This is a genomic window from Rhodoferax sp., from assembly GCF_018063565.1.
In the GTDB taxonomy this organism is placed as follows: domain Bacteria; phylum Pseudomonadota; class Gammaproteobacteria; order Burkholderiales; family Burkholderiaceae_C; genus Rhodoferax.
This window is the reverse complement of the sequence record NZ_JAGPBB010000104.1, coordinates 1-10,368: the sequence shown is the minus strand read 5'-3', so window position 1 is coordinate 10,368 and position 10,368 is coordinate 1. Positions and strand designations below refer to the sequence as shown.

14 protein-coding genes are annotated in these 10,368 nt (G+C 58.0%); 12 read left to right on the top strand and 2 right to left on the bottom strand.

The window, feature by feature from the left end:
- Window positions 1-401: 401 nt before the first annotated feature.
- The 7 genes from KBF66_RS16995 to KBF66_RS16965 all read left to right on the top strand — a co-directional run bounded on the left by KBF66_RS16995 (window position 402) and on the right by KBF66_RS16965 (window position 6,321).
- Complete coding sequence (locus KBF66_RS16995) at window positions 402-971, top strand: recombinase family protein (RefSeq protein WP_296660088.1); 570 nt, start codon at window positions 402-404, stop codon at window positions 969-971.
- Window positions 972-1,136: 165 nt separating this feature from the next.
- A complete protein-coding gene (locus KBF66_RS16990) occupies window positions 1,137-1,598 on the top strand; it encodes a hypothetical protein (protein ID WP_296660085.1) in 462 nt (153 codons plus the stop codon).
- Entirely contained in the window at window positions 1,595-1,879 is a 285-nt protein-coding gene (locus KBF66_RS16985) for a type II toxin-antitoxin system RelE/ParE family toxin (RefSeq protein WP_296660082.1), read from the top strand. Before KBF66_RS16990 ends, KBF66_RS16985 begins: the two co-directional genes overlap by 4 nt.
- A gap of 257 nt (window positions 1,880-2,136) precedes the next feature.
- Window positions 2,137-2,778, top strand: coding sequence for an AAA family ATPase (locus KBF66_RS16980; RefSeq protein ID WP_296660078.1), 642 nt, complete (start codon window positions 2,137-2,139; stop codon window positions 2,776-2,778).
- A 39-nt stretch (window positions 2,779-2,817) separates the two neighbouring features.
- Complete coding sequence (locus KBF66_RS16975) at window positions 2,818-3,078, top strand: ribbon-helix-helix domain-containing protein (protein ID WP_296660075.1); 261 nt, start codon at window positions 2,818-2,820, stop codon at window positions 3,076-3,078.
- 50 nt (window positions 3,079-3,128) lie between these two features.
- Window positions 3,129-4,550 carry a replication initiator protein A gene (locus tag KBF66_RS16970; protein ID WP_296660071.1) on the top strand — a complete coding sequence of 474 codons (1,422 nt, stop codon included), beginning with the start codon at window positions 3,129-3,131 and terminating at the stop codon, window positions 4,548-4,550.
- An 832-nt stretch (window positions 4,551-5,382) separates the two neighbouring features.
- Window positions 5,383-6,321 (top strand): DNA-binding protein, encoded by a 939-nt coding sequence (locus KBF66_RS16965; protein WP_296660068.1) that lies wholly within the window; start codon window positions 5,383-5,385, stop codon window positions 6,319-6,321.
- Between the two features lie 198 nt (window positions 6,322-6,519).
- On the opposite strand, the gene KBF66_RS16960 is transcribed toward KBF66_RS16965, so the two are convergent.
- Together KBF66_RS16960 and KBF66_RS16955 are read right to left on the bottom strand one after the other, a co-directional pair.
- The gene (locus KBF66_RS16960; protein WP_296660064.1) at window positions 6,520-6,729 is read right to left on the bottom strand and encodes a hypothetical protein; all 210 of its coding nucleotides are present in this window, start codon (window positions 6,727-6,729) and stop codon (window positions 6,520-6,522) included.
- A 29-nt stretch (window positions 6,730-6,758) separates the two neighbouring features.
- Complete coding sequence (locus KBF66_RS16955) at window positions 6,759-7,055, bottom strand: mobilization protein (protein ID WP_296660059.1); 297 nt, start codon at window positions 7,053-7,055, stop codon at window positions 6,759-6,761.
- Between the two features lie 182 nt (window positions 7,056-7,237).
- Between KBF66_RS16955 and mobQ the strand changes: the two genes are divergently transcribed.
- The 5 genes from mobQ to KBF66_RS16930 all read left to right on the top strand — a co-directional run bounded on the left by mobQ (window position 7,238) and on the right by KBF66_RS16930 (window position 10,164).
- Window positions 7,238-8,413, top strand: a complete 1,176-nt coding sequence (gene mobQ / locus KBF66_RS16950) for a MobQ family relaxase (RefSeq protein WP_296660053.1) — start codon at window positions 7,238-7,240, stop codon at window positions 8,411-8,413.
- Window positions 8,414-8,458: 45 nt separating this feature from the next.
- Window positions 8,459-8,686 carry a DUF6290 family protein gene (locus KBF66_RS16945; RefSeq protein ID WP_264569325.1) on the top strand — a complete coding sequence of 76 codons (228 nt, stop codon included), beginning with the start codon at window positions 8,459-8,461 and terminating at the stop codon, window positions 8,684-8,686.
- Entirely contained in the window at window positions 8,670-8,936 is a 267-nt protein-coding gene (locus tag KBF66_RS16940) for a type II toxin-antitoxin system RelE/ParE family toxin (RefSeq protein ID WP_296660046.1), read from the top strand. The genes KBF66_RS16945 and KBF66_RS16940 overlap by 17 nt, the downstream gene beginning before the upstream one ends.
- A gap of 8 nt (window positions 8,937-8,944) precedes the next feature.
- The gene (locus KBF66_RS16935; protein WP_296660041.1) at window positions 8,945-9,640 is read left to right on the top strand and encodes a hypothetical protein; all 696 of its coding nucleotides are present in this window, start codon (window positions 8,945-8,947) and stop codon (window positions 9,638-9,640) included.
- A gap of 245 nt (window positions 9,641-9,885) precedes the next feature.
- Entirely contained in the window at window positions 9,886-10,164 is a 279-nt protein-coding gene (locus KBF66_RS16930) for a type II toxin-antitoxin system RelB/DinJ family antitoxin (RefSeq protein ID WP_296660037.1), read from the top strand.
- Window positions 10,165-10,368: the final 204 nt, after the last annotated feature.

Here is a 10,368-nt window from a genome sequence, read left to right as displayed (position 1 = left end):
GGAGCCTATTGGGTATATTCCACCTGCCGAGGCTGAGGCCAACTACTACCGGCAACTCGCTGAGAAGGCCGAATCCCCGGTTTCACTTTAACCAACCAGCCTCCACGAAAACCGGGGCGATTCAGTCCGGAGCGACGCCGCAGTTCACCGTGGTTTAAGGCTAAATCAAACTCCTGAATTCATGATTGCAAAGTGAGAAAGTCTGGTTTAGCCCGTCCCGATGTCGTTGCGCGGAGTTGACGTGATAGGCAATTTGACTTCAGGGCCTATGGCTGACTTGCCCTGTGCTTCCGTCCATCAAACGGCCGTTTTCTTGACAGTCCAAACGGGGCCTGAAAAGCCCCGTTTTTTGGCTCAAATGTGTAAACTAACTGATCCATAAATCAAAGTCTCTAAAACGTATGAGTAAACGAATCGGTTACGCCCGTGTTTCCACCGATGACCAGAATCTGGACCTGCAGCGTGATTCCCTCACCCGCTCCGGCTGTACTGCGATCTATGAAGAGACGGCCTCGGGCAAGTCGGCCAGTCGCATCGAGCTGGAGCACTGCCGCAAAGCTCTGCGCACCGGCGACACCCTGGTGGTGTGGCGGCTGGATCGGCTGGGCCGGTCGCTGTCTGACCTGGTGAAGATCATCAGCGACCTGGAGCGCGATGGCATCACTTTTGAGAGCCTGAGTGAGAAGATCGACACCGGCAGCGCATCGGGCAAGCTGCAGTTCCATGTGTTTGCCGCCTTGGCGGAGTTCGAGCGCAACCTGATCCGTGAGCGCACGATGGCCGGACTGTCTGCGGCCCGCGCCCGTGGCCGGGTCGGTGGGCGAAAACCCAAGCTTTCGGAAAAGCAGATCCGGGAGATCAAGGCGCTGTTGTCTGACCCTGCAGCTCGGGTGAAGGATATTGCCGAGCGTTACGGGGTTTCGAGGGCCACGCTTTACAAACAGGTGGGGGTGGTTCAGCCATTGAAGTAGATCGCACCAGGAAATACGAAAGGCATGGTGGTTCTGGTGATTCTTCTGACGCATCGGAAGTTATGTTTAGCGACTGGTCGGGAGCAACAACCATTGACTGCATATTTATCAATAAATCTGCATAATCCATCCAATCAATATTTGTAGCCATAAGGAGTAAAAAGCATGCCCACACAAACCATCGACACCAACATGGCAAAACGCATGGTTGAAGCTTCTGCCATCCGGGGGGCATCCATCATTGGACAGCCGGGAGGCTGGGCGGTGATGCTAAAGCTGGGCATGACTGAGAGGCCCCTGGGCATCCAGCGTGGCAACAAGCCGCGCATGTGGCGCAGCCTGGACACCTGCATGGCGTACCTCAAGACCGAGCTGCACATTGCCCGTATTGACGGCCTCGACGCCACCCACCACACCGATGCACAGGTGCCCGGTGTCTCGCGCCCGGACTCGGCCAAGCGCATGCGCGAGGCATTCGAGGCCAGCGCCTACACCCAATGGCTGCATGACGTGGTTGAGGATTCCCGCGCAGGCCTGGCCGATGGCACATACAAGCGCATTGAGCCCAACGACTGGGAAAGTATCCGAGCTGAAAAACTTCGCCAACGCGCTGACCTGGCCAAATGAAACGGGTCATTCGCACCACGTCTTACTCGCTCAACCTCGATGCCATTGCGGCCCAGGTCGCCAAAGACAACCCCATGGCTGCACTGGATCTCTGGTTGGACATCGATGACCAGGTGGCAAAGCTGGCAGACCCGAATTTCCCGCGACGACCGGGCCGGGTGAAGGGCACCAAGGAGCTGGTGGCCCACAAGAACTACATCGTGTTGCTCGAAGAGGATGCCACGACAGTGACTGTGCTGCAGGTGGTTCATGCTCGCCAGAAATGGCCGCGTTTAGAATGATATCGGTGTTATGCACCCCCGTTTTTCCTCCCTGAGCGGGCGAGCAGTCGCAAGATTGAACGTTCTAACCCGGCCTTTGCAGCCGGGTTTTTTTTTGGACCTTACCTGCCGATTCCCTCACCCGCACCACGGCGCAGATCCAGCACGTGCGCCAACACACCCACTAATGAGGCAGCAAAACAACACCTTTAGCGATTGTATTGATACGCCTATTAGGTGTAATATCAATACGTTTTTAATATTAAAAAAGGTGCTTTATGATCATTACGGTAGGCAACACGAAGGGCGGAGTAGGAAAGACCACGCTGGCTGTCAATCTGGCAATTGCGCGGGCGCTGGCCGGGCGCGATGTGTGGCTGATCGACGGCGACCGCCAGGGCACCGCTCAGACCGCCATCAGCATCCGGGCTGATGCTGGCCACGCCCCCGGTATCGCATGCGCGACCTACCCGGACGGGCCGACACTTCGCGCCCAAGTGCAGCAGCAAGCATCCAAATTCGATGACATCATCATCGACGCAGGCGGACGGGATTCGACCGCTCTACGTGCCGCCCTGGTCCTGTCCGATGTGCTCTTGGTGCCGTTCCAACCGCGCAGTTATGACGTGTGGGCGCTCAACGACATTGCAGCACTGATAGATGAGGCCCGCAGTGTGCGCGATGGTCTGCGAGCTGTGGCGATTCTGAATTGTGCAGATCCAGGCGAGTCCTCAACTGACAACAGCGAAGCCGCCGCAGCGGTGGCGGAGATCCCCCAGTTTGCGTACCTCGACACACCAATCCGCCGCCGAAAGGCTTTTGCCAACGCAGCTGGCCAAGGGCTATCGGTGCTCGAACTCAAGCCAGCAGACAGGAAAGCGGCAGACGAGTTAAATGCGCTTGTTAGTGCATTGTTTTAATATCAAAATAATACGTTTAAAGAATCTAGGTAATACGCTATGACGATCACAAAACCGAAGCCACAAGCAACCCCTGCAGCCGATGCGTTCATTGCTGGAGCGCCCGACGCTGAGTCGAAGCCAAGGGGGGTCAAGAAGGGCAACAAGCAGCAAATCAGCTTGACCATCGCGCCGCCCTTGCTTGCCAAAATTGACGAACTGGCCGCTGAACTCGGTCAATCAAGAGCAGCTGTCATCAACATGGCAATCTATCGCGCAGTCGAACACGGCCTCGTCATTGATGGTTTGCGCAAGTATTGAGAGAGTATTTTTTTACTATTAAAACAGTATTAATTTAATCGGATTTAAAAATGACTATCGGCAAGGATATCAAATCCGAAGCACCTAAAAAGACGACGGACGAGTTAAAAGCTGAGCTGCGGTTGAAAATTCGCTTAGAAATTGAGCGCCTTGATGGACTGTATGACGCGGAAATGCTCAAGTGCATTGACTTTGAGCGGCGCATTGAACAAGCCAAGGGCGTTGACGATGCCACCGACTCAATGGTGCGCGAACTAGCAATTGTCCAAAAAACCCGCCGAGATATCGGAGATCTAGCGTCGATGAAACGGCAGGAGTTACGAGATGTCGATGGCCCAACGCTTGACGAGGAATACGTTGCGGCCCATCAGGAAATGCAGGCACGGCATCGCTACCTTTCCGACCAAATAGTCAGTGTTCATAGAACATTAGCAAAACTGGCCAGTATTGGACAGACGCACACAGAAGAGGCGGTTTCAATGCGTGCAAGTGTCCTCGATTTGCAGGAGCAACGCGGACGCGTAGAGGCCAAATTGGCGACTATCTTTGGGCAGCTTGAGTCTCAGCGCAAGGAGTCCGAACCGCGAACTGCGAACACCGGCTACATGTCAAAACCCGAACGAGGGCTAATACGGCACCGCCATCCAAACCGGGATTTTTTTCTCGCCGATATGTTCGACTACGCCATGAAAGACGATGGCGCGAGCATGGAAGCGCCGATCTTCACTCTTTCGACTAAGCCCGATCTGTCGATCTGGACATGGGAGAGCAAGGACAAATCGAAGAGCATCAAAGTCGCACCCTCCGTGCTGGGTCGAGCAACGCAGTTCGACAAGGATGTGCTGATCTATGTCGTTTCACAGCTGACAGAAGCACTGAACCGTGGCCGCGATGACACAAACCGGACTGTACGATTCACGGTTTATGACTACTTGGTAACGACAAATCGAGGCGTTGGCGGAGCCGACTACAAGCGTCTGCAAGAGGCTTTTGAGAGGCTGTCCGGGACGCGTATCACCACTGATATTCGTACTGGCGGTGAGCGAGTGAAAGAAGGTTTCGGCATCATCGACACTTGGCGGATCATCGAGAAGTCAAAAGAAGATGAGCGCATGGTCGCAGTAGAAATCACCCTGTCTCGCTGGCTCTATAACGCTGTACAGGCGTTTGAAGTGCTAACGATCCACCCGGACTATTTTCGGCTGCGCAAGCCGCTTGCTCGGCGCTTGTATGAGATTGCCCGCAAGCACTGCGGGCATCAAACGTCCTGGGCTATCGGGCTTGAGTTGTTGAAGGAAAAGGCGGGTAGTAAATCCACGACCAAGGAGTTCCGCCGAGCAGTACGGGACATTGAGACTGACAACAGCTTGCCTGAGTACCGCGTGATGGTCGGTCACGATGACAAAGTGACGTTCTACGTCCGCGACGGTGCCCGACTGATTCGAGGAATCAGTAAACGAGTTGGTGATTGACACGTCATTTCACCCACCAGCCAGATCGAATATCGGTTTATCACCCACCGCGACGGTGGCTATCGGTGTTTCACCCACCCAGTCACCCTCAGCCTGTGAATAGACACGGTTTATCACCCACCTTTTTTGTGAATAGACACGGTTTATCACCCACCGAGCTATCGGTTTATCACCCACCGGTTGTTTTTTTAAGATGTTGTTTTATAAGTATTTTTTGAGTTTTCAACAACCCGTAACGCGCGCGCGCGGTTTTTAACTCTTAATATATTTAACGCGGGGGCCAACCCCGACCAGCTGCGCAGGTCGCCCTACAAGGGCACCCACCCTTGCAGACATCCAAAAACAACAGTCCCCCACAGGGGGATGAACAAAGCCCCCAGCTTGGCACTGCGTGTCCAAGCTCAGCACCTCCAGCACCTCACCATGCAAGCAGGCGGCCCCCCCGACCCCCTCTACGCGAGGGGGAGAGGACGGCCTAGCGGCCTACCGTCTGTTTTTCAAGAAGAAGGCAAAACAGCCGTTGCGCCGGATTCGTTTGGATGGGGGAAGGGCAGAGGCCAGCCATTTCCCGGCCCATGGCGCGATTTTCCCGGCACACCCGACCCAATCCCCCCAACCGCACGTTTAAAACGCGCCAGAAGGCCGTTTAAGGGGCAGCTTCAGAATTCGGAAAATAAAGCACGCTAGCGATTGCCGTGTCTTGAGTTTGTTGTGGGGTGTTGCGGATTGGCTGAATTAATTACTTTGTTTGTTTATTAGTTCGTTTCTTTGTTTGTTGTTTATGCTAAAATGAGGTTTCACCCACCCGTCATCCCCGTCCAGGAGGTCTGCCATGCGTCCCGTTGAATTCAGTCCCGAGTCCATCATCACTGCCGGTCAGGACCTGCAGGCGATTGGCCGCAACATCACCGGGTTCGCCCTGCGCCAGAAGGTCGGTGGCGGCAATCCGTCCCGGTTGAAGCAGGTCTGGGATGAGCACCTGGCCAGCCAGTCGGTCACCAAGGCCGAGCCGGTGGCCGAATTGCCGGTGGAAGTGGCTGAAGAAGTGGCTCTGGTCACCAAGGAGCTGACGCAGCGCCTGGCGGCGCTGGCCAGCGAGCTCAATGACAAGGCGGTCAAGGCGGCAGAGCGGCGGGTGCATGAGGTGGTGCGCTCAGCCGGTGAGCAGCGCGCCCAGGCCGAACGTGAGCTGGCCGATGCGTCCCAAACGGTGGAAGACTTGGAGTCCATGGTCGATGAAGCGACGGTGCAGGTCACGGCGCTGGAAGCCAAACTGGCGGATCTGCAAGTCAGTCACCAGACTCAGGCGGTGGAGCTGGCCCAGGTGCGGGAGCGTTTGGTGGTGACGGAACAAACCGCCAAAGGGTCGGCTGAACAACATGCGGCTGAGCTGGCCCGCATGACGGCCACCATCGAGGCCGAGCGTGCCCGCCACCAGCAGGAAGCCGAGCAGCTTCGGGCTGAGCTGGCTGAACAAAAGAAAGTCAGCCTTGGCGCGGCAGCCGAACGTGACCAGGTGCGCGCCGATCTGGCAGCGATCACTGCCAAGTCAGAGGCCATCGAGCAGGCGCGCCAGGAACAACGCCAAGCGGCTGAGCTGGAAGCCGGGCGCGCCGGGGAGCGTCTGGCCAAGGCTGAGGCTGACCAGGAGAAGGCGCACCAGGAGGCCAGCGCAGCACGCGAGGATGCCGCCAACCTGCGCGGCCAGGTCGAGGCCATGAAGGCTCAGGTGGCTGAGCTGATGCAGGTGCTGGCAGCGAACAAACCCTGATTCTTTTCCTGCCCGGTGTGGGCGTCACGACCTGGCCGGTGGCCAGTGTCTGGCAGTGTGAATCAGTCAGGACCCACACCGTGTCCTGGTTGATCTCGTCCACGGGGTCTGAGGCGCAGTGGAAACCGTACCGGATAGCGCTTGCAACCGGACACCTTGCTTATGGTGTTTTTCGACGGAATCTTCGGCGGTTCCGGCTTACACCCCCAACAGCCAAGCCGTACCCGCTGCCGTGGCTTCTGCATGGCTTTCAAACGTGCCACTGAGGGCGTTGTAAATGTTCACCTCCTTGGTGTTCACCTCCCATGCATCACCCTGCCAAGTGGGGCAAACGGCAAAGGCGTAATCCTGCCCTGTTTCGTCCATCTCAACGTACGCGGCTTGAAGCTCTGGGCGAAGCGGTGGCATTCGGTAAGTTCCACACCAACCACTTGACCTCATGCCATGGATTCCACTGGCGGGATGGTGGGCAGGGCTGGCAGGTCAAACAACGCCCGATCATCGTCGCGTGTCAGTGAGGCATCGAGCATGGCAATCAGCTTATCTTGAGGCCATTCCCCACGCTCGACTTTGGCGAGGATGGCAGCACCGACAAGAATCTTTCTCCGGGTATCCATCGAGCGCTTAACCTTGGATTCTGCCGCTCGTTTGATCGCCTCGATTTTTTGCTTTTTGGCTTTCTCCTGCTTGAGCTTTTTCTCCAGCGCTTCAATGCGCTCTTCGATGGTTGCCATTTTTACGCCTTTCATGGGATGATGCTTTGCATCTTACCCCGGAGGCTGCCAGGCGCGTTATAGGGCGAGAAGACGTAGAATGCGCCGGGAGAAGGAACCCGAAGCAGGATGCAAGGGCGCACTTAGGAGTTACTGCGTAACTCGTGCGGTTCCTGCGGAACAAAACCGAAAAAACCAGCCCCATGGCCATCTACCACCTCAGCGTCAAGGCAATCAGCCGTTCAGCCGGTCGCAGTGCGACCGCTGCCGCTGCCTACCGCGCTGGGTGCAAGATTACCGATGAACGCACCGGCGACATTCACGACTACACCCGCAAGGGTGGCGTCGAATCTGCTGACATCGTTTTGCCAGAAGGTGCGCCCGAGTGGGCGACCAACCGGGCCAAACTCTGGAACGCCGCCGAGCTTGCAGAAAAGCGCAAGGATGCTTGCGTAGCGCGAGAGTTCGAAGTCGCTTTACCGTCCGAGCTTTCCACCGCCGAGCGGCGGCGGCTGGCTCTGGACTTTGCCAAGGACATGGCGAACCGTGAAGGATGCGCCGTAGACGTTGCCATCCATACCCCCGGCAAGGAAGGCGACAACCGCAACCACCACGCCCACATCCTGCGCACCACCCGCAAGGTGGACGCGGATGGAATGGGTGCAAAGCTAGACACAGAAAAAGCCGGTCGCAAACGCTCCGAAGACTTAGAGGCCGTGCGGGCACGCTGGGCCGACATGACGAACGAGCGCTTACGCGAAAACGGCATAGCCGCCCGCATCGATCACCGCAGCCTTGAGGCGCAGGGCATCGAGCGCGAACCAACCAAGCACCTCGGACCAGCAGCCAGCGGGTACGAACGCCGGACAGGCCAGCCCAGCGACAAGCGCATCCAGCAGGAGCGCGAAGCCGTTGAACGACTGACCAAAGCCAAGGAAGCGGGCGAACTGGAGCGGCAAAGCCGCCAGCTCGACCGCTCCATCATCGACCTGTCAGGCGATCTGAGCGCGGCCAAGGCCGAGCGCGACCGCCCGCCTGTCCGGGCTGCGGGCATCGACCCGCGCAGTCAGTATCACCCAGACAACATCGCCAAGCGCCAGGCGCTGGAGGCCGCTAGGCCCGCGCCGGAAGTGAGGCAGGCCGCAGCCTCTGGCGTGGCCGACTTCCGGGCGCAGTTCGAGGCCGCGAAGCTGGCCGAAGCCGGGAAGCAGCAGGCACGGCAAGCCTTCGAGCAGTTCAAGGCCGAACAGCAGGCGCAGCAGCGGCAAGCCGAGCTGGCCCAGGAGAAAGCAGCGCAGGCACTGGAAAAGCAGGAAGCCGAGCGCAAGCAACAGCCCAAACGCGAGCGGGGTAACGATGGCCCCGGCTGGTCAAGATAAAGGCCTGTGATACATTGAATACATGCATCTAAATGGAGGTTTGCAATGGCTACTTCGATTCGCCTTGCTCCTGAAACGGAGCAAAGGCTTGACTATCTCGCATCCCATACGGGGCGAACAAAGGCGTACTACCTGCGCGAAATCATTGAACAGGGCATCGAGGAGATGGAGGACTACTACCTCGCAGCGGACGTATTGGAGCGTGTCCGCAAGGGCCAAGAGCAGGTGCATTCCTCGGCTGACGTGAGGAGAGACCTTGGCCTGGACGATTGACTACGCCGACACGGCTAAAGGGCAGCTGCGCAAACTCGACAGACAAACGGCGCGGCGCATCTTGGATTTCATGGACGAGCGCATCGCCGACCTGCAAAACCCGCGCAGCACCGGCAAGGCGTTGACGGGTCCGCTGGGTGGCTTGTGGCGCTACCGGGTGGGCGATTGCCGGATCATTTGTGATATCCAGGACGGCGCTTTGCGCGTCCTCGTGGTGCAGGTGGGCAACCGGCGCGAGATTTACCGATAGGGGGGTTAATGGACGCACAGCAGCAGCTATTCGGTCTCATGACCATTGCAGAGGAACAGCAGAAAGCCGTCAAGGCCGCTATCGACGGGCTGACCGCAGAGCGGACAGAACTCGCTAAGGAACGCGCCGCACTGACGCAGGCCGTGGCCAAGGTGGCCAGTGTGGCAGGCGACGTGAAGCGTGCCGCCGCCGATGCTGTTCCAGCCATGGAACGGGCTGCAGGCGAGGCCGTAGGCACTTCGGTGCGGCAATCTCTTGCCGGGGCCTCACAGACGGCTGCAAATGCGCTTGGTGAGGCGGCAAAACCTGTGATTCGCAGCTTGTCAGGCGTGGTGCAGGCCGCTCAAGATGCAGAAGGCTCCATGCGCAGCGCGGGCGCATGGTTCGCTTGGAAATGGGTGGCTGTGGCCGCAGGCGGACTGATCGGCGTGTGCCTGGTGGCGTATGCCTCACTGGCGTGGCAGTTGCACCAGGTCAGCATCTTGCGCGACGACAGGGCCGCGCTTGCCGCCGATGTGGCGCAGATGCAGGCAAACGTGTCGGCTTTGGAAAAGAAGGGCGGGCGCATCGTCATGACCACATGCGGCGGGCGGCTGTGCATCGAAGCCAGCAGTAACCAAGGCGCAGGTGCCGAACAGTGGAAAGGTGGCAACTGGAGCACCAAGCAAACCAATGTCCAGCTCGTGATTCCAAGGGGGTACTGACCTATGAAAAGGCTCAACGACTTTGTTGGCACGCATCCCCGAGAAACAGGCGCGGGCGAAGTAGCGGGCCGAGCGTGAGCCATGCCTGGCAACCGTTGCCCTCAAACGTGGTGCAGCCCGCTATGGCTGGTGTCTGTTTGGAGGTCCAGGGCCTAATCAAGCTTGTTTGAGGAGGCCCAGGGCGCAGGGGCACTGGCTAGAAAAGCACTATGAGATACAATGTATCTCATTAACTAGGAGCGATGATGCCTGCAACAACGATGGTTCATGTCCGTGTGGATGAGCAGATCAAGATCCAGGCGGCAGATACGTTGGCGACGATGGGATTGACCATCTCTGATGCTGTGCGGGTTTTTCTGATGCGGGTGGTTGCCGACAAGCAAATGCCTTTTGCCATCAAGGCCCCCAACGCTGAAACACGTGCGGCGATGATGGAGGCTGATGACATCGCCAGTGCCCACAGCGCCCGGTTCACTTCTGCGGACGCGCTGTTCGATGACCTCGAAAAGAACAGCCGCCAGTAAACGTGCCGCGCTCCCGAGAGCAGCCGACTAGGGGTAGAGCAAGCAGTCGTGTCACCAGCCGCCATTTCGATCACGGTAGGTCGAGCCGGGTGTTCATATCGAGATCGAACCGACCATACGGGTTGACGTGTTCCCAGATCAGCGGCGTCAGGGCGGCGTAGTCGCGTGGTGTGAACCTGCCCTGCCAATGCGGCAGGGCCAAGA